The organism is Companilactobacillus metriopterae, assembly GCF_004117915.1.
In the GTDB taxonomy this organism is placed as follows: domain Bacteria; phylum Bacillota; class Bacilli; order Lactobacillales; family Lactobacillaceae; genus Companilactobacillus; species Companilactobacillus metriopterae.
In genome coordinates, this window is the sequence record NZ_RSTD01000001.1 from 146,927 (window position 1) to 171,138 (window position 24,212).

At 33.6% G+C, this 24,212-nt stretch carries 23 protein-coding genes; 22 read left to right on the top strand and 1 reads right to left on the bottom strand.

What is annotated here, in order from left to right; genetic code table 11:
- Positions 1-37: 37 nt before the first annotated feature.
- Complete coding sequence (locus EKN01_RS00745) at positions 38-1,426, top strand: O-antigen ligase family protein (RefSeq protein ID WP_129044563.1); 1,389 nt, start codon at positions 38-40, stop codon at positions 1,424-1,426.
- 25 nt (positions 1,427-1,451) lie between these two features.
- Here the strand turns inward: EKN01_RS00745 and EKN01_RS00750 are convergent, their stop codons facing one another.
- On the bottom strand, positions 1,452-2,183 hold the full coding sequence (locus EKN01_RS00750) for a WecB/TagA/CpsF family glycosyltransferase (protein WP_129044564.1): 732 nt from the start codon (positions 2,181-2,183) through the stop codon (positions 1,452-1,454).
- A 62-nt stretch (positions 2,184-2,245) separates the two neighbouring features.
- Between EKN01_RS00750 and EKN01_RS00755 the strand changes: the two genes are divergently transcribed.
- The 21 genes from EKN01_RS00755 to gatB all read left to right on the top strand — a co-directional run bounded on the left by EKN01_RS00755 (position 2,246) and on the right by gatB (position 24,204).
- Complete coding sequence (locus EKN01_RS00755; protein ID WP_129044565.1) at positions 2,246-3,319, top strand: glycosyltransferase; 1,074 nt, start codon at positions 2,246-2,248, stop codon at positions 3,317-3,319.
- 43 nt (positions 3,320-3,362) lie between these two features.
- Positions 3,363-4,838, top strand: coding sequence for a nicotinate phosphoribosyltransferase (locus EKN01_RS00760; RefSeq protein WP_432264330.1), 1,476 nt, complete (start codon positions 3,363-3,365; stop codon positions 4,836-4,838).
- Between the two features lie 2 nt (positions 4,839-4,840).
- Positions 4,841-5,659, top strand: a complete 819-nt coding sequence (gene nadE / locus EKN01_RS00765) for an NAD(+) synthase (RefSeq protein WP_129044566.1) — start codon at positions 4,841-4,843, stop codon at positions 5,657-5,659.
- Positions 5,660-5,803: 144 nt separating this feature from the next.
- Positions 5,804-7,270 (top strand): glycosyltransferase family 39 protein, encoded by a 1,467-nt coding sequence (locus EKN01_RS00770; protein ID WP_129044567.1) that lies wholly within the window; start codon positions 5,804-5,806, stop codon positions 7,268-7,270.
- Positions 7,266-8,228 carry a glycosyltransferase family 2 protein gene (locus EKN01_RS00775; protein WP_099975327.1) on the top strand — a complete coding sequence of 321 codons (963 nt, stop codon included), beginning with the start codon at positions 7,266-7,268 and terminating at the stop codon, positions 8,226-8,228. The genes EKN01_RS00770 and EKN01_RS00775 overlap by 5 nt, the downstream gene beginning before the upstream one ends.
- Positions 8,229-8,232: 4 nt before the next feature.
- The gene (locus tag EKN01_RS00780) at positions 8,233-8,667 is read left to right on the top strand and encodes a hypothetical protein (RefSeq protein WP_129044568.1); all 435 of its coding nucleotides are present in this window, start codon (positions 8,233-8,235) and stop codon (positions 8,665-8,667) included.
- A 3-nt stretch (positions 8,668-8,670) separates the two neighbouring features.
- A complete protein-coding gene (locus tag EKN01_RS00785; protein WP_129044569.1) occupies positions 8,671-9,132 on the top strand; it encodes a SprT family protein in 462 nt (153 codons plus the stop codon).
- A 146-nt stretch (positions 9,133-9,278) separates the two neighbouring features.
- A complete protein-coding gene (locus EKN01_RS00790; RefSeq protein ID WP_129044570.1) occupies positions 9,279-9,779 on the top strand; it encodes a hypothetical protein in 501 nt (166 codons plus the stop codon).
- Between the two features lie 162 nt (positions 9,780-9,941).
- Positions 9,942-10,340 (top strand): D-ribose pyranase, encoded by a 399-nt coding sequence (rbsD, locus tag EKN01_RS00795; RefSeq protein WP_099974335.1) that lies wholly within the window; start codon positions 9,942-9,944, stop codon positions 10,338-10,340.
- A gap of 10 nt (positions 10,341-10,350) precedes the next feature.
- The gene (gene rbsK, locus EKN01_RS00800; RefSeq protein ID WP_129044571.1) at positions 10,351-11,262 is read left to right on the top strand and encodes a ribokinase; all 912 of its coding nucleotides are present in this window, start codon (positions 10,351-10,353) and stop codon (positions 11,260-11,262) included.
- 179 nt (positions 11,263-11,441) lie between these two features.
- Positions 11,442-11,642: a cold-shock protein gene (locus tag EKN01_RS00805; protein WP_099974337.1), complete on the top strand. Its 201-nt coding sequence runs from the start codon at positions 11,442-11,444 to the stop codon at positions 11,640-11,642.
- A 119-nt stretch (positions 11,643-11,761) separates the two neighbouring features.
- Positions 11,762-12,391 (top strand): glycoside hydrolase family 73 protein, encoded by a 630-nt coding sequence (locus tag EKN01_RS00810; RefSeq protein WP_129044572.1) that lies wholly within the window; start codon positions 11,762-11,764, stop codon positions 12,389-12,391.
- A 49-nt stretch (positions 12,392-12,440) separates the two neighbouring features.
- On the top strand, positions 12,441-13,016 hold the full coding sequence (locus EKN01_RS00815; protein ID WP_099974339.1) for a xanthine phosphoribosyltransferase: 576 nt from the start codon (positions 12,441-12,443) through the stop codon (positions 13,014-13,016).
- Between the two features lie 12 nt (positions 13,017-13,028).
- Entirely contained in the window at positions 13,029-14,159 is a 1,131-nt protein-coding gene (locus EKN01_RS00820; RefSeq protein WP_129044573.1) for an ATP-grasp domain-containing protein, read from the top strand.
- Positions 14,160-15,455 (top strand): adenylosuccinate lyase, encoded by a 1,296-nt coding sequence (gene purB / locus EKN01_RS00825; RefSeq protein WP_129044574.1) that lies wholly within the window; start codon positions 14,160-14,162, stop codon positions 15,453-15,455.
- Between the two features lie 122 nt (positions 15,456-15,577).
- Positions 15,578-17,821 carry a DNA helicase PcrA gene (pcrA, locus tag EKN01_RS00830; RefSeq protein WP_129044575.1) on the top strand — a complete coding sequence of 748 codons (2,244 nt, stop codon included), beginning with the start codon at positions 15,578-15,580 and terminating at the stop codon, positions 17,819-17,821.
- Between the two features lie 9 nt (positions 17,822-17,830).
- Positions 17,831-19,861, top strand: a complete 2,031-nt coding sequence (ligA, locus tag EKN01_RS00835; RefSeq protein WP_432264331.1) for an NAD-dependent DNA ligase LigA — start codon at positions 17,831-17,833, stop codon at positions 19,859-19,861.
- Between the two features lie 11 nt (positions 19,862-19,872).
- A complete protein-coding gene (locus EKN01_RS00840; RefSeq protein ID WP_129044577.1) occupies positions 19,873-21,003 on the top strand; it encodes a CamS family sex pheromone protein in 1,131 nt (376 codons plus the stop codon).
- A gap of 14 nt (positions 21,004-21,017) precedes the next feature.
- Positions 21,018-21,317, top strand: coding sequence for an Asp-tRNA(Asn)/Glu-tRNA(Gln) amidotransferase subunit GatC (gatC, locus tag EKN01_RS00845; RefSeq protein ID WP_129044578.1), 300 nt, complete (start codon positions 21,018-21,020; stop codon positions 21,315-21,317).
- A complete protein-coding gene (gene gatA / locus EKN01_RS00850; RefSeq protein ID WP_129044579.1) occupies positions 21,317-22,774 on the top strand; it encodes an Asp-tRNA(Asn)/Glu-tRNA(Gln) amidotransferase subunit GatA in 1,458 nt (485 codons plus the stop codon). The genes gatC and gatA overlap by 1 nt, the downstream gene beginning before the upstream one ends.
- Positions 22,774-24,204 (top strand): Asp-tRNA(Asn)/Glu-tRNA(Gln) amidotransferase subunit GatB, encoded by a 1,431-nt coding sequence (gene gatB, locus EKN01_RS00855; protein WP_129044580.1) that lies wholly within the window; start codon positions 22,774-22,776, stop codon positions 24,202-24,204. The genes gatA and gatB overlap by 1 nt, the downstream gene beginning before the upstream one ends.
- Positions 24,205-24,212: the final 8 nt, after the last annotated feature.

A 24,212-nucleotide genomic window follows, 5' to 3' on the forward strand; every position in this document is an offset into this window, starting at 1 on the left:
GTATAATCAATTACAAACTACTTAATGGGAGTCACTTATGCAGAGTTTTATTAAAAGATATAGTATCTTTTTGATGATATTTATAGCCATACAGCCGGTTCTTGATTCTGTTACTGGTTTAATGGCAAGAATGCACATGGATGTAACTTTTGGTGTTGTTATACGTATGATAGTTATGGCAATATCTGCAGTTTTTATTTTAATTTATTTGTTAATGAATAGGGATAATAAAAAAGGTTTTTTGATTATCGGATATTTTGTAATACTGGCGTTGGTATCAGTAATAAGTCTGATAATAAATTATAAAACTAAAAAAGTATTCATAGTCTCTGAAGAAGTTCAGGCTCTAGCTAAAAGTTTGTATTATCCAATCATGCTAGTAACATATTACTTTGCATTTGAAGAACTTATAAGAGATAGAACTATCAATAGATATTTTCCAAAGGTAATCTTTATTGCAGGTAATATTATCAGTATTATTATGATAATTGCTCACTTTACCCATACAGGATTTAGCTCATATTCATACTATAATCTTGGAGAAAGTGGCTGGTTCTATGCTGCTAATGAATTAAGTGCCTTTGTTTCAATTATGTTCCCAATCATGCTTTGGTATGCATTGAAAAAAGTTAACTCTTGGTCAAGATGGTATTACTGGATTTCAGTAGTAATTGCGCTTTATTCAGCACTCCTAATTGGTACTAAGGGTTCATTTATAGCTATTCTTTTGGGTCTTGGTATTGCAATAATTGCAGCAATTGTCCAAAGATTCCAAAATGGCGGATCCAAGAAATTACAAAGTGGTATGATCCTTCTGTTGATTCTTACATTGGTAGGAGTAGGAGTTTCATATCCACAAATGGCTGTTTCTAGAACAAATGAACTGCACAATGAAATGTTGAAGTATCGTAAGAAAGCTGGAAAAAAGAAGCTTACATCTGAACAAGAAAGATACGTAAAAACTAATAAGTTTGTATCTTATATCTTTAGTGGACGTACGATATATTTTGAAGATGCTGCAAATCATTTTTCTAAAGCTACTCCTGCCCAAAAGACTTTTGGAATGGGATATGCAACTAACTACAAGAATGCTAAGAAGGCAAAATTGGTCGAAATGGACTACGTTGATATTTTCTTCCAGTTTGGTATTTTAGGTTCTATAATCTATATGTTGCCGTTAATCTATAGTTTAATCATGCTTATTATCTTGTTCTTCAGTAGATTTAAGCATATGTGGTCATATAAGTGGTCGATGTTGGTTGCTAGTGTCTGTTTAGGCTTTGGTATGGCAATGTTGACAGGTCACGTTATAGAGGCACCTTCTGTAAGTATTTACTTTGTATCTATTTTGGCATTTGCACTATATAACGCAAAACTTTATAGAGAAAAAAATGAAGATCCAATATCTATAGATGTTGAATCATAAAGAAAAAAAACATGTAGGAATTTTCCTACATGTTTTTTTTCTTTTCTTGATTAATTAATCTCAAATATTTTGGGATAGCTAGCATTCTTATGAATCTTGAGGGTTCAATTGCAAAACGATAGAACCACTCTAATCCAAGCTTCTGAATAATTTTAGGAGCTCTTTTCTTAGTGCCAGAAAATACATCAAATGATCCTCCAATACCAATCCAGATAGCGTCACTTACATCTCGATGATTATTGATGAAAATTTCTTGTTTAGGTGATCCTAAGGCAACAAGAACAATATCTGGCTGTTTTTCTTTAATTTCGTCAACGATTTTTTGTTCATCTTTAAAGTAACCGTCATTGTAACCAACTAATTTGACGTTTGAAAATTCAGATTTAATTCTGTTAGCGCTGGCAGTTATAACTTCATTGGTAGAACCTAGAATGTAAAGTTTTAGACCTTGTTTATTAGCTTCCTCTATCAAGAACATTGTTGTATCAAAACCAGTGATTCTTTCTGGTAGAGGGGTTCCTAATTTGTTGGCACCTTTGATTATTCCGATACCATCAGGAATAACGTAGTCAGCATTTTGGTTAATTATATTTTGAAAATTCTTGTCATCACGAGCATTTAAGACAATTTCAGGGTTAGGAGTTACGATAAAGCGATTATTTTTATTTTTTATATCATCAATTAGTTGTTGGTGGAATGATTCAACTGTAAAATTGTCAAAATAAGTTCCTAAAATATTTACTTTATTATTGTGCATATAATTCTCCTTTACGATATCATTTATTATACACAAGAAAGTTTAATGAGAGGTATAAATTCATGAGAGTATTACATATTAACGCTGGGAATGAAGACGGTGGAGCTCGTACATATATTATTAATTTGATGAAGGGCCAAAAAAATATTGGAGTTGATTCTACTCTGATGACATTTCAAGAAGGGCCAGTTTCTCAAATGGCTAGACATAATGGCTTAGATGTTATTGTATTACCTCAGAAACAACGATTTGATTTGTCGATATTAAGTCGTATGAAAGATTATATTAATAAGAATAATTTTGATGTTGTTACTACTCATGGACCTAGAGCAAATTTTTTAGTATCTAGAATTTCTAAAAAAATATCAGCTAAATGGGCGATTACTGTTCATTCTGATCCTAGGATCGATTTTTCAGGATTAAAGGGCTCCATTATGATCAAGTTAAATATGAGCGCTCTAAAAAAAGCAGATTTTATTTTCTATATTAATCCTGATTTGGTTGAATATTTTGAAGACAATGGTATTAATCCATATAATTTATTTGAAGTATTTAATGCAATTGAATTTAAAAATTTAGGAATTGAGCCCACTAAACAAGAGATATTTAGTATTTTGGAAGTTGCACGATTAGTTGAAATAAAAAATCATAGACTATTATTATTAGCATTGAGTAAAGTTAATTTTGATTTCAAGCTAACTTTAGTTGGTGACGGGCCAATGTTAGCAGAATTAAAAGAATATTCTAAAGAGTTGAATATCGCTGATAAGGTCGATTTTGCTGGATTCCACGAAAATACTGGTGACTACTATCAGTCAAATGACATTACTATTTTGACTTCAAAATCAGAAAGTTTGCCAGCGGTTTACTTTGAATCAGCACAATATGCACGTCCAGTTATTGCCACAAATGTCGGTGCTACATCAAAACTTATCAACAACAATAACGGATGGTTAGTAGAATCGGAAAATGTTGATGGCCTGGTTGCAGCTTTGAATGATGCCTATGCTAGCTATCAAAATGGTACATTAGATAATAAAGGATTTAAATTATTTGATGATGTAAAGAATAATTTCTCCATTGATAAATTAGCTCAAAAATTTGATCAAGGGTACAGTAAATTACTATCTAGATGATAAATGTTATAATAACAAGAAATAATTGTATTTAAAGGAAGATATGATGACCCAATACGAGCATTCTGATTTGACTCTACACACTGATTATTATGAATTAAATATGATGTACACATATTGGAAAAAGGGATTACATAAGAGAAACGCAGTCTTTGAATGTTATTTCAGAAATATACCTTTTGGTAATGGTTTTGCAGTGTTTGCAGGGCTTGAACATGTAGTTTCTTACCTAAAGAATCTTAAGTTTACAGATTCAGATATTGACTACTTACGTGAATATGGTGAGTTTGATGAAGACTTTTTAAAATGTCTGAAAGATTTTAATTTTAGTTGTACCATTCGATCTGCTAAAGAGGGAGATCTGGTTTTCAATGAAGAACCAATCTTCCAAGTTGAGGGACCATTAGCACAGTGCCAACTGATTGAAACTGCTGTTTTGAACATTATCAATTATCAAACTTTGGTTGCTACTAAAGCGTCTCGTATTAAAGCAGTCAGTGGGACTGACCCTGTTTTAGAATTTGGATCACGCCGTGCACAAGAAATAGATGCAGCTATATGGGGTAGTCGCGCCTCATACATCGCGGGATTTGATGCTACTAGTAATGTTTTGGCAGGTAAATTATTTGGGATTCCAATTTCAGGAACACATGCACATGCTCTAGTTCAAACATATCAAGATGAGTATGAAGCCTTTAAAGCGTATGCTGAAACTCATAAAAATTGTGTATTTTTAGTTGATACTTATGACACTCTAAAGAGCGGTGTACCAACCGCTATTCGTGTAGCAAAAGAAATGGGTGACAAAATCAATTTTCAAGGTGTGCGTATTGATTCTGGTGATATGGCATACATCTCAAAACGCGTTAGGGAACAACTAGATGAAGCAGGATTTACAGATGCTAAAATTTATGCTTCTAATGACTTGGACGAAGATACTATCCAAAACTTGAAAATGCAGGGAGCTAAGATAGATGTTTGGGGTATTGGGACCAAAAATATCACAGCTTTTGATCAGCCAGCTCTTGGAGCCGTATACAAGCTTGTAAGTATTGAAGATGAAAAAGGCAATATGATGGATACTTTGAAGCTTTCAAGTAATGCTGCTAAAATTTCTACACCAGGTAAAAAACAGGTTTGGAGAATTACTAATAACCTAGAGGACGACAAGTCCGAAGGTGACTATATTACATTTGGTAATGAAGATCCAAGAGATCACGAATCAATATTTATGTTCCATCCTCAATATACATATATCAATAAAACTGTTGAAGATTTCACTGCAACACCAGTATTACAAGATATTTATATAGACGGTAAATTGATTTATGATTTGCCAACAGTTAAAGAAATTAAAGAATATTGTGCTAAAAACTTGGATTCACTATGGGACGAGTATAAGCGAATTTTAAATCCACAAACATATCCAGTAGATTTGTCATCTAACTTGTATAGTCACAAAATGAAATATATCGAAAAAATTCGTAACTCTGTTAATAATATAAAATCAGGTGAATAATAATGAGACCTATGCAAAAAGAAATTATTGCTTATGAAAAGACACAACCAACTATTGATCCGGAAACTGAAATTCGCCGATCAATAGATTTTATAAAAAACTATCTAAAAAAGAATTCATTTCTAAAAACACTAGTTTTGGGAATTTCAGGTGGTCAAGATTCCACATTAGCTGGTAAACTTGCTGAAATCGCTATAACTGAATTACGTGAAGATACTGGAGATTCTGAATATAAGTTCATTGCAATGCGATTACCATACGGAGAACAAGCTGACGAGTCAGATGCTATGGCAGCTATCGAATGGATGGAAGCGGATGAAACTGTACGTGTAAATATCAAGGAAAGCGTTGATGCAATGGTCAAAGCCATTGAAGTTAGCGGTTTGAAGATGAGTGATTTTAACAAAGGAAATATCAAAGCTCGATCAAGAATGATCGCTCAGTTTGCTATAGCTGGAGATACCAAGGGTGTTGTCATTGGTACTGATCATGCAGCCGAAAATATTACTGGTTTCTATACTAAATATGGTGATGGAGCTGCAGATATTTTGCCATTGTTCCGTTTGGACAAGCGCCAAGGTCGATCAATGCTTGAAAAATTAAATGCTCCTTCATATCTATATGAAAAGACACCAACAGCTGATCTTGAAGAAGATCGTCCTTCATTACCTGATGAGGTTGCCTTAGGAGTTGGTTATAAAGCAATTGATGATTATCTTGAAGGAAAAGATGTTTCTGAACATGACGCTGAAATTATAGAAAATTGGTATCAAAAGACATCTCACAAGAGAGACCAACCTTATACAGTTTTTGATATTTAAAGACATCGTAAGATGTCTTTTTTTATTTGGAAGAGGCAATCATTTAAGAAAGTATTTTAATTTATACAAATCACTGTTTATTAATAAAGATTTTCAATATAATTTTGTTAGTTATTGAAAATTGTAAGGTTAGGTATTAAGGGAATGTTAAAAAAAACTCAGAATATTATCAGCAATATTGTATTAGCTTGTCTTTTTTTATTTACGACAGCTGTTTTAGTGAGATCTGCACAATATCTGTATAAAGTTTATTTGACTACAACACCAAGAAACTATTGGATAGTTTTGATCTTTGCTATATTAGCAGTTCTATTTGTTAGCTACTTTTTGTATAGAATAAGAATTGATTCTGTTTGGCTAAACTGGACGATAATAGGAATTATTCTGCTAATTTTTGTGGGAATTTCTATTTGGTGGTTAGGATTTGTACCCAAACAGCAATTTAGTGATTTTGCTGGTTTTTGGTCAAATGCACCAGGAGCTTTAAAAGGCGAAAAATTATATTCTATGGATAATGATTACTTTGCTAAATGGGCATACCAAACTGGATTTTTAACATATGTAATGTTAGTTGTTAAAATTTTTGGTGCTCATATTTTAGCAATTCAGTTGTTAAATGTTTTTTATCAGGTAGTTATTCTGGTTCTGGTATATTTGTTGGTTATTGAAATCTTTGATAACATTAAAATGGCAAGAATTGCGACATTTATTTTGATGATTGATCTTGATTGGTTTGCTTTATCTAGTCAAACTAACAATCAATATATAGGGACAATGTTTTTCTTATTAACTTTTTACCTAATACTTAAAAATAAATATTGGAGCTATGCAGTTGCTGGTGTGACTCTTGGAATTGGTAGTGTTGTTCGCCCAATTGGCCCCGTTATTATTGCTGGAATTGTAGTATTTGTATTAATTTATCAGATGTTCAAAGATTCTAAGTTCGATTTATCTTCACTCTATAAATTAGCTATTACCTTGCTACTATACTTAGTTATATTTAATGGTGCTTCAGCACTTATAAAATCAAGTGGACTAAATGAATATGGTTTATCAAATCGAGATTCAGAATGGAAATTTGTAGTTGGGTTAGATTATAATTCTGCGGGTGCATACGATTCTGTATTAGCTAGCCAATTTAATATGAAAGATAGCCGTGCAGAAATGGCTAAGCAAGAAAAGATAATAGTAAAGCAAGAATCCAAATGGTTGACCGATAATAATAAATGGTTGCCATTATTCTGGAATAAAAATGCAATTATGTGGGCCAAAAGATCTAACGCCACAGACTTTACTGGGTACTATGATAGTCATAAGTTAGAGACGATTAACTGGACTAATTATGTTGCGTATTTGGGAAGTATTTTGATAATTCTATTTTCATTTATTGGCTCTTTGCGCTTATTTAAATTAAGATATAATCATAAAGGGATGTACTTATTAATTTTGCCATTGATGGCATATGTTGTTATTGAGCTATTGATTGAAGTTCAAGGACGTTATCGTATAGAATTTGTGCCAATATTAGCTATTATAGCTAGTGTAGGTATTGAAGGTATTATACAGATTATAAAAAATAATTTGACCAGAAAAGAGAAACAAATTGATTAAATTAAGTATTGTCGTACCTTGTTATAACGAGGAAGAGGTCCTGGGAGAAACAACCAAGGAACTTAATGGTGTATATGAAAAACTACTAAATAGTCAAAAAATCAGTAGTGATAGTAAAATTGTTTATGTTGATGACGGAAGCAAGGATCAGACATGGCCAATGATAGAACAATTTTCAAGGGATTATCCTAATATTGCTGGCGTGAAGTTGAGCCGCAATTTTGGTCATCAAGGCGCTTTATTAGCTGGTATAGATTCTGTATATCGTGACTCTGATGCTGTTGTAACTATTGATGCTGATTTACAAGATGATGTAAATGCAATTATCGAGATGGTTGACGAGTTCGAAAAGGGCAATGAAGTAGTATATGGTGTCAGAAATAATCGTGATACAGATACAGCATTTAAAAGAAATACAGCAGAATTGTTTTATAAAATAATGGGTTGGCTGGGAGTCAAAATGGTTCCAGATTCTGCTGACTTTAGATTGATGAGCAAACGTGCTGTGGAAGTTCTTCTAAGTTATAAAGAACAAAACTTATTTTTACGGGGCATTGTTCCCATGGTGGGATTTAAATCTTCAAAAGTCTATTATGCTAGAAAAGAGAGATTTGCTGGAGAATCAAAATATCCATTACGTAAAATGGTAAAATTTGCTGTTGATGGAATTACTTCATTTTCTATTGTTCCAATTAAGATGATCATGGGGCTAGGATTTACAATTGTTATAATAAGTATCATATTATTAATCTATACAATCGTTAGCAAAGTAAGAGGACAAGTTGTTTCAGGCTGGTCATCTCTAATGATATCCATCTGGGCACTAGGCGGAGTACAATTGATTTGTATCAGTGTCATTGGTGAATATGTTGGTAAAATATTCAGTGAAGTAAAGAATCGTCCCCGCTATACAATTGAACGTGACATATATTTAGAAAAGAAAAACATGGAGAATTAATAAAATGAATCAAGCACAACTAAAAGCAATGAAATATGGTCAAGCTATCAACGATGCAATTGCTGTTATTGAAAAACAACAAGACATCTTAAATCCAGAATTTGAAGTTATCAAAAAAGAAGTCGAAGCTGGAACTTTTGCAGAAATGGATGAAACAGAATACGAAAAAATTCGTAAGGACTTTTCTGCTGGAACAAAAGAATACAAAACAGTTTTGCAAAACTTAGAAGATGCGAAGGCACCAGCAAGAATGATGGGCACACATATGTCTCTTGTAAACTCTTTCCGTTCATATGTTGAAGGATGTACAGAAATGACTAAGAGTTTAGGAAAAGGCAGAAAAGTAAATAAAAAGAAATTTGGAGAGTCTGAAGCAACTCAAGATAAGTATATGGACAAGTTCTCATATCAAATCCAAAAGTTGACTCAAAACATGTAATTAATGACAGATAAAGAATTAACAGAATTAATAAAAAAGGTTTCCCAAAACTACTTTGGGAAACCTTTTATTCATAAGGCAAATTTTAACAATCGACTACAAACTACTGGTGGAAGATTTCATTTAAAAGATAAACATATTGATATAAATCCTAAAATTTTAGACAAGTATGGTAAAGATGAATTGATAGGTGTCATTAAGCATGAATTAGTACATTATCATTTGTACATCAGTGGCTTACCATCACAACATAAAGATAAGGAATTTAAATATCTTTTGAAAAAAGTAGGTGGATCAAGATATGCACCACCTATGAAATATACGGGTAAATCGAGGACAAGACACCAGTATATTTGCTCAAACTGTGGTCTAGAGTATTTACGTGTAAAAAAGATAGATACTAAGCGATATGTTTGTGGTAAATGTGGTGGCAAACTAATCTTTGTTAAAGATATAAATCATTAAATGTTCAGATATACTAAAGAAAAATACTTGGAAGAAGCCCTTAAATTAATGAATAGAGCTTCTTTTTTTATTATTTAAATTTAGTTAATTGAAAATGTAAATTGTCGATTGTACACTTTAGGCGGAATCTCGGAAAGAGTAAGAAAATGAAAAAAGGATATAGATATTTAATTTTAATATCTTGTCTTTTAGCGGGATTTTTATTTAGTTTAACCTCCGTGAAAGCTCAAAGTATTACTTCCGATGATTATTATGTAGATACTGTAAGTTCTCCATCTCAAATATATGATCATTCTGAAGAATTAACAAATTTGACTATCCCTGCAAATACTCAGTGGAAATTAGGGGACCAACTGGTAGATGGTGGGTTATTCTTCTATCAAGTAGGGCAAGATGAATATACAAGCTCTGAGCAATCATATTTGTATCAAGAGAGAATTGAAGTTTTAGGAACATCACTAAAAGATACTACAAAATTGTATAACTTTAAGGGAGAAGAGATTCCAAATAGAATGTTATCTGCAAATACATATTGGTATTCTGATCAATTAATGAACACAAGAGGTCATCATTATTTCCGTGTAGCAACAGATGAATTTATACAAGCTCCAGATGTTAGATCAGAATCAGTAACAATGTCATTTTAAAATCACACAATTGTGTGATTTTTTTATTTTACTCATAAATTTATCTACAATGCGATAAAACTATTTTCGAATTGGACCGTACTAATTTTGAAATTGGTGTTTACTAATTAATTCACGAATGCTATATTATCACTGTAAACGATTTCAATGGAGGATTTTACTATGAAGAATTCAAGAGTAATTAATTCAGATATATCAAGAGTTATCTCTCAAATGGGTCATTTCGATACTTTGGGTATCGGTGATGCGGGTATGCCTATTCCAGATGATACAGAACGTATTGATTTAGCAGTTGAAGCTGGTATTCCTAGCTTTATGCAAGTTTTAGAAAATGTAATCAGTGAATTAGAAGTACAAAGAATTTTCTTAGCCGAAGAAATGAAAACACAAAACCCAGAACAATTAGCAGCTGTTAAGAAATTGATGGGCGATAAAGTAGAAATTGAATTCATACCACATGAACAAATGAAGAAAGATTTGAGCAAATCAAAAGCTTTCATTAGAACAGGTGAAGAAACACCATATTCAAATATTTTGCTAGAAAGTGGCGTAGTATTTTAAGGAGAAAATAATGAAAAAAATTGTTGTTTTAGGATCAACTAATGTTGATACTATTTTAAATATTGAAAGATTACCTTTACCAGGAGAAACTATGGCAATGACAGATCGTTCAGTTGCCGGTGGTGGAAAGGGTGCTAATCAAGCAATTGCTGCCGTTCGAGCAGGTGCAGAAGCATCATTTATTTCTAAAGTTGGTGGTGATCACGCCGCTGATTTCATGTTTGAAACATTCAAAAAGGATGGTTTGAATATGGAACACGTTATTGTTGATGAGAATGTTGGTACAGGTAAAGCCTATATTCTTTTAGACGAAAATGGTCAAAATAGTATTTTGGTATATGGTGGAGCTAATCAAGCAATTACACCCGCAGAAATTGATGATACAAAGGATTTTATTGCTGAAGCTGACTGTATCATTGCTCAATTTGAAGTTCCGTTAGAAACTATTACAGAAGCATTTAAAATTGCTAAAGATAATGGAGTTGTTACAATTTTAAATCCTGCTCCTGCTAAAAAAGAAATACCTGCAGAACTTATTGCATTGTCTGATGTAATTGCACCTAATGAAACAGAAGCAGAAATCATTACTGGTGTAAAAGTTGAAGATGAAGCTTCAATGCAAAAAGCAGCCGATGCATTGCACGAAATGGGTGTAGGAACGGTTGTTATTACTGTTGGTGACAAAGGATCATTCTATTCATTCAAAGATGGTAAGAGTGGATTTGTTGACGCCTTTAAAGTTAAGGCAGTTGATACAACTGCAGCTGGAGATACATTCATCGGTTATCTATCAGCTAACCTTGAAAAAGATATGAGTAATATTGAAGAAGCTATGAAAATAGCAAGTAAAGCATCATCAATCACTGTACAAGAACAAGGTGCACAAAACTCAATACCTCATAAAAGTAAAATTAATTTTTAATAAAAAAAATTGATTTAAAAAATTAGGCATTTATGTTTGTAAAGACCCGTTACACATGATATTATATATCTTGTATTGTAGTTGGTTAGTTGATGGGGTTGTATGGTTTTGATGGCTATCTTCCATAAAGTACCACGTATGATGCACAAATTTATTTTTTTCCCAGGAGGAATAGTCTGATGGAACATGGAACAGTAAAATGGTTTAACGCAGAAAAGGGTTATGGTTTCTTAACTCGTGAAGATGGAAGTGACGTATTCGTTCACTTCTCAGCTATCCAAGGTGATGGTTACAAGACTCTTGAAGAAGGTCAAGCTGTATCATTCGATATCGAAGATTCAGATCGTGGACCACAAGCTTCAAACGTAAACAAAGACTAATTTTTAGTTTTTTAAGATCAACTCGCAGAGTTGGTCTTTTTTTTTATATAAAAAATCCCATCAAACTGATTAATCATTTATAATAGATAGAAATCAATAAAGAAAAAAGGAAATACCAAGTGGCTAAAAGAAGAAAATCAACTAGAAAAAGCAAACATCAAAAAGACGTAGCAATAATATCTATTGTTCTTTTTTTTGTTGCCATTTTATTAATCTTTTTTGGCTTTAATAAATACCAAGAAAAAAACAAAGAAAATCAGGCAGAATTAGTTAGAGAAGAACGCAATGCTTTCATTAAGAAAACAGCACCATATTCGATTGAATTGGGTAAAGAGTACGGTATATTACCGAGTATCACAATTGCACAATCTATTTTGGAAAGTGACTGGGGTAACAGTACTTTAGCAAGTAAGTACAATAATTACTTCGGTATAAAAGGTACATCGGATTCGGATAGTGTTGTTTTGAAGACAAAAGAATTTGAAAATGGTCAATGGATAGAAGTGAATGGTCGATTTAGAGTTTATTCAGACTATCGGGAGTCTATGAAAGCTCATGCTATTTTACTCGCAAATGGAACTACATGGAATGCCAACCAGTATCAACATGTGACCGGAGCACAGGACTATATTTCTGCAGCAGTAGGGTTACAGACAGACGGATATGCAACAGATCCAACTTATACAACTAAGATAATTAGGTTAATACAAAAATATAATTTAAAAAAATATGATGTCGGTATAAAGTGAAAATCAAAGTATGATAGACTTTAACTAATATAATCTGGGAGATGTGATTTTGAGAGAACTTGAAGAGAGAATTCAAAAAGATGGTCAAGTATTAGGTGAAGATGTTTTAAAAGTTGATAGTTTTTTAAATCATCAAGTAGATCCAATGCTTATGGAAAGAATGGGTGAAGAATTTTATCAACATTTTGGTGATAAAAAAGTAGATAAAATTTTGACAGTGGAATCATCAGGAATTGCACCAGCTGTCATGGCTGGACTAAAATTTGGCGTTCCTGTAGTTTTTGCCCGTAAACACAAATCGGTTACTTTGAACGATGATTTGTATACAGCTGAAGTGTATTCATACACTAAGAAAACATCTAATCATATTAGTATTGCTAAAAAATATTTGTCTGCAGATGATAATGTATTGATCATTGATGACTTTTTGGCAAATGGTCAAGCTGTCAATGGACTAAATGACATCATTAAAGATGCGGGTTCTAACTTAGTTGGAATCGGAATTGTAATCGAAAAGACATTCCAAATCGGACGTAAATTAATTGATGATCAAGGAATACCAGTGTATTCTCTAGCTAGAATTAAAGAATTTAAAGATGGTCAAGTAATTTTTGAAGAAGAGTAAGGATGGTTGCGTATGGCATTTGTTACACCTGGTAAGACCCTTGGAATAATTGGTGGCGGTAGCGAAACATATCTATTGGAAATTGAAGCTAAAAGAATGGGCTTTAGAACTGTTCTTTTGACTAAAGATGAAAATGATATAGCAACAACTGGAGCTGATTTTTTCCTAATTGGAGAATTAGAAAATGTAAATAACCTAGACGAAATAGGTCAAAGATCAGATATTTTGTTGTATATGGATGAAGACTTTGACAGTGTTATATTGTCTCAATTGGAGAAAAAATATAATGTTTCTCAGGGTTCTTATTTATTGTCTATTGTTCAAGATCGATATATTGAAAGAACTTTTTTGAACAAATTGAACGTCAATGTACCACCTTTTTTTGCTGTTGCATCAAAAGATGACGTCCAAAAAGCAGTATCGATGATCGGTTTTCCATGTATATTAAAGCCAATTCGCAAGTACCAATCTAAACTAAAAAACGTAATCTTATATAGAGAGCAAGATTTGTCTCAAGTAGATGATTTATTGAAGTCTGGAACTTATATTCTAGAAGCATGGATTTCTACCAAAGAAGAATTTTCTATCATGATTAGTAAGAGTATCGATGGAAAAGTCCATACTTTCCCTATGATTAAGGATATCTATGATGGCAAGACTCTAATGAGTTCTCTTCTCTATCAGAAGAATGATCCAAGTCTAGAAGCCGAGATACAATCAGTGGCTATTCAGATTGCAGAGAACATCGACTATGTAGGTATATTTGGGATAGGCTTTATTATTTCTGATAATGACGTTCTTTACGTCAAGAGAATCTATCCTGGGATTAATTATTCAGCCAATGTTTACAATGAGGCTACAGGAGTTTCTCAATTTGAGATACACTTGCGAGCTATTTGTGATTGGCCTATCCCTGAAATATATCCACGAGTAGACGCTGCTACTCTGAAAATCATCGAAGGAACTCTTGCTCAAAGTTTGGAATTGTTAGAAACAAAGCAACAATGGAAATTTAATTATTACACCGGTTTTAAAGAAATGAATTTAGATAATCGAGATGTTGGATTTATCTCAGTAGTTGCAGATAATTCCGAAGACTTGGATTCAGATATTTCATCAACTAAAATTTGGAGAGTGGATTAAATGATCGATCGCTACGTTACTAAGAAGATGGCACCAATTTGGACAGATGAGAACAAGTACCAAGCTTGGCTAGATATTGAGATAGCCGCCGTTGAAGCGTGGAGTGAGGTAGGAGAAATTCCTGCTGAAGATGCAAGATTGGTAGCTCAGAACGCTAAATTTGATGTTGCAGAAATTTTGGAAATTGAAAAAGAAACTAAGCATGATGTAGTTGCTTTTACTAGAGATGTTTCCAAATATCTAGGAGCTGAACGAAAGTGGGTTCACTTCGGATTGACATCGACTGATGTTGTAGATACTTCTTATGGATACTTAATCAAGCAAGCAAATGATATTATCCGTGAGGACCTACAAAACTTTTTAGAAGTAGTAAAAAATAAAGCTTTAGAATATAAAGATACTGTCATGATTGGTAGAACTCATGGGGTTCATGCCGAGCCAACTACATTTGGCTTGGTTTTAGCCAATTGGTATTCAGAAATAAAACGTGATATCGAAAGATTTGATCATGCATCTAAGGGTGTTGAGACAGGTAAAATATCAGGTGCAGTGGGTAGTTTTGCTAATATTTCTCCAGAAGTTGAAGCAATCATTTGTAAAAAATTAGGAATTAATGCTCAAGAGATTTCGACACAGGTGTTACCTCGTGATTTACACGCTGAATATGTTCAAACTATGGCATTGATAGCTACATCGATAGAACGATTTGCCTTAGAAGTTAGACATCTTCAAAGAACCGAAGTACGTGAAGCTGAAGAATTTTTTGCAGCTGGTCAGAAAGGTTCATCGGCTATGCCGCACAAAAGAAATCCTATTGGATCAGAGAATGTGACTGGTTTGGCTAGAGTTATCCGTGGGAACTCAATAACTGCTTTGGAAGATGTTCCATTGTGGCATGAAAGAGATATTTCACACAGTTCAGCTGAAAGAATTATCATTCCTGATTCAACTTCATTGTTGGATTATATTTTGACTAGATTTACCAAAATAGTTAAGGATTTGACTGTTTTCCCAGATCAGATGCTAGAAAATATGAATAAAACACATGGACTTATCTTCTCTCAACGTGTTCTTTTGAAGTTAGTTGAAGCTGGATATAGTCGTGAAGAAGCTTATGATTTAGTTCAACCAAAGACAGCACAGGTTTGGGATGAACAAAAAGATTTCCGAACATTATTGGAAAATGATGAGCGTGTTACTTCAAAACTATCCGAGAAAGATTTGGACGATGCCTTTGATTACAATTGGCATTTAAAACATGTAGATGACATTTTTAATAGAGTAGGTATCAAATAAGGTTGAAGCAATTGCTTCAACCTTTTTCTATTGGTGTTAATATTATTGAAAATTTGTTAATATATTAAGTAGATGATTTTTTTACAAATGTTGATTTAATAAGGATTAGAGGTTGTATAAAAATGGATAATGATCTATTGACTGGTATGAATGATCAGCAGCAAAAAGCAGTACAAACAACTCAAGGTCCACTACTAATTATGGCAGGTGCTGGAAGTGGAAAAACACGAGTACTAACTCATAGAGTTGCTTATTTAATCGAACATGAAAATGTTATGCCATGGCGTATTTTGGCAATTACCTTTACAAACAAAGCAGCAAAAGAAATGCGAGAGAGAATTGGTAATCTTTTGGATGGTGCAAATGATGTCTGGGTTTCAACATTTCACTCATTGTGTGTCCGTATTTTAAGAAGAGACATTGACAAATTAGGTATAAATACATCATTTACCATTGCAGACCCTGCAGAACAAAGAACTCTTATGAAAAGAATCTTGAAGGAAAAGAATCTTGATCCGAAAAAGTATGATCCTCGAGCAATTTTGGGTGCTATTAGCAATGCTAAAAATGAATTATTGACACCTGAAGACTATGCTAAGAAGAATGGTTCACCCTTTGAACAAATAGTTGCTACTTGTTATGATGCATATTCCAAAGAAATGGAAAAAAATCAGTCTCTGGATTTTGATGATTTGATTATGCAGACAAGTATTCTTTTTGATACAAATAAAGATGTTTTAGAGTTTTACCAAAATAAATTTCAATATATTCACGTTGACGAGTATCAGGACACTAACGCCGCACAATATAAGCTAGTAAATCAATTAGCTGCAAAGAATCGCAACATCTGTGTTGTTGGCGATGCGGATCAAAGTATCTATGGTTGGCGTGGAGCTAATATGCAAAATATTCTTGATTTTGAAGATGATTATCCAGAAGCTAAAACTATCAAACTTGAACAAAATTATCGTTCTACACAAACAATTCTTGATGCAGCAAACGAAGTTATCAACAATAATACAAATCGAAAAGACAAAGCATTATGGACAGATAATAAAGTTGGAGAAAAAATCACTTATTATCGGGGTCAATCAGAGTCTGATGAGGCGCTATACGTTGTCAGTCAGATTAAAGAATTAGAAGCCAAGAATTATAATTATGGTGATTTTGCTATCTTGTATAGAACCAATGCTCAATCTCGTTCTTTTGAAGAAAAACTGTTACAAGCCAATATCCCATATAAAATTATTGGTGGGCATAAATTTTATGATCGTAAAGAGATCAAAGATATTATGGCTTATTTGAGATTGATAGCTAATCCTGCTGATTCAATGAGTTTTCAACGTATTATTAACTCACCAAAACGTGGTATTGGCCCAGGTACCATTGATAAATTACAAGCTTACGCAGATGAGCACGGTTGGTCACTATTAGAAGCAGCAAATAATATTGAATTATCATCATTAGCAGCAAAACCTAGAAAAACTTTAGGTGATTTTTCTAGATTAATAGAAACATTGCAGAAAAAAGCAGCTAGTTTTTCTATGACAGAATTACTTCAAGATTTGATAGACGATTCTGGCTACGTTTCTGAATTGAAGAATCAAGCTACCCTTGAATCAGAATCACGATTAGAGAATATTGAAGAATTATTGACAGTTACAAGACAATTTGATCAAACTTATGAACCAGATGAAGAAGCTGATCAAACTAGACTGGACATGTTCCTTACTGAATTATCTCTAGTTAGTGATCAAGATGAGTTGGAAGAAGGTCAGACAGAAGTTACGATGATGACCCTTCATGCAGCCAAAGGTCTAGAATTTCCAATTGTATTTTTAGTAGGTATGGAAGAAAGTATTTTCCCATTATCTAGGGCAATGATGGATGAAAATGAGCTTGAAGAAGAACGTCGTTTGGCTTATGTAGGAATAACACGTGCGGAACAAAAATTGTATTTAACAAATGCTTACAGTCGTATGTTGTACGGTCGTGTTCAAAATAACCCAGTATCTCGTTTTATCGAAGAAATTCATGATGACAAATTGGAACAAGCTAATCCTAATGCTGGAAATCTAGGAACAACTCGTACTAATAATTCTGAATTACCATTTATGAAACGCCGTCGTGAAAGTGCTCATATATCTAGTCCAAGAGCTACAATGGCTAAAAAAGCTAGTGGTGCACAAGGAGCAGAAAAAGTTTCTTGGGCCATTGGCGACAAAGTAGAACATAAAAAATGGGGCGTTGGAACAGTTGTTAAAGTTCAAGGAGATGCTTCTAGTGCTGAATTAGATGTAGCATTTGATTCTCAAGGGATTAAACGTCTCTTAGCAGAATTTGCACCAATTACAAAAGTACAGTAACAAACGAAAGTGAGGAAAATTGTGGCTGAATTGACTAAAAAACAAGTTGAAAAAGAATTATCAGAATTAAAAGATCAACTGAATGAATATCGCAATGCTTATTACACCAAAGATGCACCATTGGTGGAAGATAATGTTTATGATAATTTGTATAATCGCTTGTTGGAAATTGAAAACGAATATCCAGATTTAGTAACGCCTGATTCTCCTTCACAATTAGTTGGGGATGTTACTGATGATAAACTTGGAAAAGTTACCCATGATATTCCCATGTTGTCTATGGGCGATGTCTTTTCATATGAAGAATTACAAGAGTATGATAATCGGATTGTAAAAAACGTAGGCAGTCCTGTAGATTACAATGTCGAACTAAAAATCGATGGCTTGGCAATCTCATTAATTTATGAAAATGGTAAATTAGTCGAAGGTTCAACTCGTGGAGATGGTACAACTGGTGAGAATGTAACAGCTAATATCATGACAATTGATAGCATACCTAAGCAACTACCACAGCCTCTGAATATTGAAGTTCGTGGTGAATGTTTCATGTCTAAAAAAGAATTCTTGCGAATTAATGAAGAACGTGAAAAAGAAGGACAGCAAGTATTTGCTAATCCAAGAAATGCTGCAGCCGGATCATTACGCCAGTTAGATCCCCAAATTACAGCAGATCGTAAATTGGATGCCTTCATGTATACAATTGTTACCTTTGATACTTTGAATGTTTCTACTCAATCACAGGCACTTCAAACACTTGAAGAATTAGGCTTTATGGTCAATGAGACTGCCAAAGTTTCTAAAGGGTTGGAAGTTGTAAATGAGTATATTGAAAAGTATGAAATCAATCGCGATAATCTGGATTATGGTATTGATGGAGTTGTCTTAAAAGTCAACGATCTGGAGACACAACAACAGTTAGGTAATACTGTCAAAGTTCCTAGGTGGGAAATAGCCTATAAATTTCCACCAGAACAATCAGAGACAGTCGTACGTGAAGTAACTTGGACAGTTGGTCGTACTGGTGTATTAACACCAACAGCAGTTATGGATCCGGTTAGTTTAGCAGGTACTACAGTTTCTCGTGCCACTTTACACAATATAGATATGATTCGCCAAAAAGATGTAAGACTACTAGATACAGTATTACTTCATAAAGCAGGAGATATCATCCCCGAAGTATCACAAGTGGTATTGAGCAAACGACCAAAAGATTCGGTGGAACTGGAAATTCCTACACATTGTCCATCTTGTGGATCAGAGTTGGTTCATTTAGAAGATGAAGTAGCCATACGTTGTATCAATCCTAAATGTCCCGCCCAAGTTAAGGAACAATTGACACATTTTGCATCTAGAAATGCAATGAATATTGACGGACTAGGACCTAAAATAATCGAGCAACTATTTAGCAAGAAATTAATTAAAGATGTTGCGGATTTATACAAATTGGATGAAGAAATATTATTTCAACTGGATGGTTTTAAAGAAAAATCAATAAACAATCTACTAAATGCTATTGAAAATTCAAAAACAAATTCAGTCGAAAGACTAATTTTTGGTTTAGGAATTCAACACGTTGGGTTAAAGGCAGCTACATTGTTAAGTGAAGAATTTGGTTCACTAGATAATATCATTGCTGCACCTAGTGAAGACATTCTTGCAGTCAACACAATAGGGGAGACTATAGTAAATAGTTTGAAAACTTATTTTGCTAATAAAGATGTCTTAATTTTGATTGATGAAATAAAAAATGCAGGAGTTAACACAGAATTTATAGATACTTCAAATTCTAATGAAACAAATGAGCATTTTACTGATAAAATAGTTGTTATAACTGGAACGTTAAATTCGTATAAACGTTCTGAATTGGCCGACAAGTTAAAACATATGGGAGCCAAGGTAACAGGGTCTGTTACTAAAAAAACTGATATTCTTATTGCTGGTGAAAAAGCTGGTAGTAAATTAACCAAAGCACAAGATCTAGGTATTCAAATTATTGATGAAGCAACATTATCAACATATTTAGAAGACGTTGATAAATAGGAGAAATAGCAGTGAAGAAAATTTTAAAAGCAGCATCCTTATTACTAATGGTATCTCTAATTTTAACAGGATGTGGTAACTTACAAGATTCTAGTCTTTCAGGTGGAAGTGGTAGTAATAATTCAGTACAGACTAGTTCAACTAGTGATACCGGTATTTATGATGTCCTTATGAGTAAGGGAAAATATAAAACTAGTCCTATCTCAGGTCTTTCAGCAACTACTAATACTAATCAATTCAATGGTCGAAGTTTTGAAAGTGGTCTAACTAATCTTTCTCAAGATCAATTTTCAACTAGTTCATATGTATTTCAAGAAGGACAATTGTTATCTGCAAATACTGTAAATAATTGGTTAGGTAGAAAATCTTCCAAAAATCCAGATGGGTTAAATCCTAAAGCCAATAATTCCAATGATCCAGATAAGAGAACACCTATTTATCTTCAACAAGTGATGGAACAAGATTATTTGCAAAAAGAAAATGGTAAGTACAAAGTTCAAGGAATTTCTATTGGTATTGCTATGAATTCAACTGATTATTATCAAAAAGAACAATACGGTGCCACTTATAGTACAAAAATTTCTGCTGACAAACAAAAAGAACAAGGTGAACGCATTGCCAAAGAAGTTGTTAAACGTCTTCGTAAAATGAAGAGTGTCGGAAATGATACTCCTATCCTTGTTGGCTTGTATTCAGTAGCTCCTCAAGACACTTTGGTTGGGGGAACATATTTCCAATATGGTGTAAGTAAGAGTGGTAGCTTGGATAAGTTCTCAAATTTGAATTATAAAAATCAAATGCTACCAGTTGTGAATGATGAAAAACCTATAAACAGCAATGATGCTGATAATTTCTCTAACTTCAAATCAAATATTCAAAGCTATTTCCCTAATTTATCAGGTGTAACAGCTCAAGCACATTATGAAAACAACAGTTTGAAATCAATGGATATTACAATCAATACACAATTTGATGGACTATCACAAATAAGTAGTTTTACTCAATTTGTACAAGACAGCTCTTCTAAGTATTTGCCATCAGGTGTAGATTTGGACATCAGTATTCAAACAGTTGATGCACAACAATCATTCATTTCACGAGTTAATAATAAATATACATCCCATGTTTACAATGGACATTAATAAAGGAGAAAAATATGCTTTCAAAAGAAGAGATTTTACATGTTGCTGAATTGGCAAATCTAGAGTTAGATGATGCTGAAGTAGACGGTTTTGTTACTCAAATTGGTCAAATTGTCGAAATGGAAGACAAACTGGCATCTGTAGATACAACAGGAGTTGAATCTACATACAGCATGGGAGATAGATTAACTGTTTTCCGTGAAGATGAAGGTAAGCACGATCAAACAGTCGAACAATTGTTGTCAAATGTTCCAGAAACAAAGGGCAATCTAATTAAGGTTCCGTCAATTCTTGGAAATGGGGAGGAAGAATAGTGAATTATTTAAATGAAACCATTGATTCTCTACACCAAAAACTTTCTTCTAAAGAAATTACGGCTGAAGAATTAACAGAGCAAACATTAGAAAATATCAACAAAACAGAAGAAAAAGTACATGCTTTCATCACAGTGAATGAAAAGTCAGTTGATGATGCAAAAAAAGTTGATGCTAGTGGCATCCATGATCGTCTATCAGGAATTCCAATTGCTATCAAAGATAATATTGTTTCTGATGGTATTTTAACAACTGCCGCAAGTAAGATTTTGTCTAACTTCGTACCAGTCTATAGTGCTACAGTTTTGGAAAAATTAGAAAAAGCTGGAGCTATCAATATTGGTAAAGCAAACATGGATGAGTTTGCCATGGGATCTTCTACTGAAACATCTCACTTTGGAAAAACATTTAACCCATGGGATCTAACAAAAGTTCCTGGTGGATCTTCAGGTGGTTCCGCAGCAGCAGTTGCCTCTGGTGAAGTTATTGCCGCTCTAGGTACTGACACAGGTGGTTCAATCAGACAACCAGCTGCTTTTAATGGTATTTTTGGTATTAAGCCTACTTATGGACGTGTTTCAAGATGGGGTGTTATAGCTTTTGCCTCAAGTTTGGATCAAGTTGGAGTTCTTTCAAAACGTGTTGAAGACTCTGCTGAAGTGCTTTCTGTCATTGCTGGAGTGGATGAACATGACCTAACAAGTTCTGAAAAGGAAGTACCAGATTACCGTGCTAACTTGAATAAAGATATGTCTGGTATGAAGATTGCTGTTCCTAAAGAATTTAAAGATCAAGGAACAAATCCAGCAGTTCAAGAACAAATTGATATAGCTCTTGCTGCTTATGAAAAAATGGGTGTTACTGTTGAAGAAGTAAGTATTCCAGCTATTAAGCATGCGGTTGAAGTTTATTATATTTTGGCATCTAGTGAAGCATCTTCTAACCTTCAAAGATATGATGGTATTCGTTATGGCTTCCGTGCTGAAAATATTAAGAATATCAGTGAAATGTATGTAAAAACACGTTCAGAAGGTTTCGGAGATGAAATCAAACGTCGTGTAATGTTAGGAACATTTGCTCTTTCTGCAGGTTCTTACGATGCTTACTTCAAAAAAGCTGCTCAAGTTAGAACAATGTTTATTCAAGAAATGGATGCTGTTTTGAAGGACTATGATTTCATCATGGGACCTTCTACTACTTCTGCTGCCTTTGGTATTGGTGCAAAAATTGATGATCCATTGGCAATGTATATGAATGATGTACTAACAATTCCTGCTAATATGGCAGGTTTGCCTGCAGCATCTGTTCCTGCAGGTTTAGTAGATGGTATGCCAGTAGGTTTACAAATAATTGCTAAACCATTTGAAGAACAAAAAGTTCTTAACGCGTCATACGCATTACAAGAAGAAAACAAATTTTATGAACAAATTCCAACTGCAATGAAAGGGGCAAATTAATGAACTTTGAAACAACTATTGGACTAGAAGTCCACGTTGAGCTAAAAACACTTTCAAAAATGTTCAGTCCTTCACCAGTTGAATACGGTGCAGAACCCAACACAAATACTAATGTAATTGATTTTGGATTTCCGGGAACACTTCCTACAGTCAATAAAAATGGTTATCGCTTAGGAATTATGGTTGCTCTAGCATTAAATGCAGACATTGAAAATCATACTCACTTTGACCGTAAAAATTATTTTTATCCAGATAATCCCAAAGCATACCAACTAACACAACATGATCGACCATTAGCTCATGATGGATATATTGAAATCGAAGTAGATGGCGAAACAAAAAAAATTGGTATCGAAGAACTTCACGTTGAAGAAGATGCTGGTAAGAATACCCACGGAAACGATGGATTCTCATATGTCGATCTTAACCGTCAAGGTACTGGATTGATTGAAATTGTTTCTAAAGCTGACATGCATTCTCCAGAAGAAGCCTATCAATACCTAGAACAACTACGTCAAATCGTTCAATTTACTGGTGCATCAGATGTTAAGATGGAAGAGGGATCAATGCGTGTCGATTGTAATATTTCAATTAGACCAGTTGGTTCAAGTGAATATGGAACAAAAGTTGAGTTGAAGAATATTAACTCATTTAACTTTGCTCGTTTGGGTCTAGCTTTTGAAGAAAAACGTCAAGCTGCCATTTTAAAAACTGGTGGAAAGATCCAACAAGAAACAAGACGTTTTGATGAAAAATCTGGGGAAACAATTTTAATGCGTGTTAAATCTGGAAATGAAGATTATAGATATTTTCCAGAGCCAGATTTACCAAATTATGAAATTTCTGATGAGTGGATTGAACAAATTAAGTCAGAACTTCCAGAAACTGCGGACAAGCGTCGCAAACGTTATATTAATGATTTAAAAATTCCTGAATATGATGCTGGTCTTCTTACTGATACTAAGGAAATGTCAGATTTCTTTGATGAAACTGTTAAATTCAATGCCAATCCAAAACTAGTATCAAACTGGTTGATGGGTGAAGTTAACGCCTATCTAAATGAAAATCACTTGGAATTGCTTGAAACAAAATTAACACCAGAGCATCTAGCTAAGATGATCAACTTAATTTCTGATGGTACTATTTCATCAAAAATTGCCAAAAAGGTATTCCAAGAAACTATAAGCAATGGTACAGAGCCAGAGTCTTGGGTCAAAGAAAAGGGTATGGTTCAAGAATCAGATCCCGCTGTTCTTACACCAATTATCACAGCTATTTTGGATAACAATGAACAATCAATTGAAGATTTCAAAAATGGTAAAGACCGTGCTGTTGGCTTCTTAATTGGACAAATTATGAAAGAGACAAAGGGTCAAGCAAATCCTAAGATCGTAAATAGTATTTTGATGCAAGAATTAAACAATCGTTAAAAGTTAAA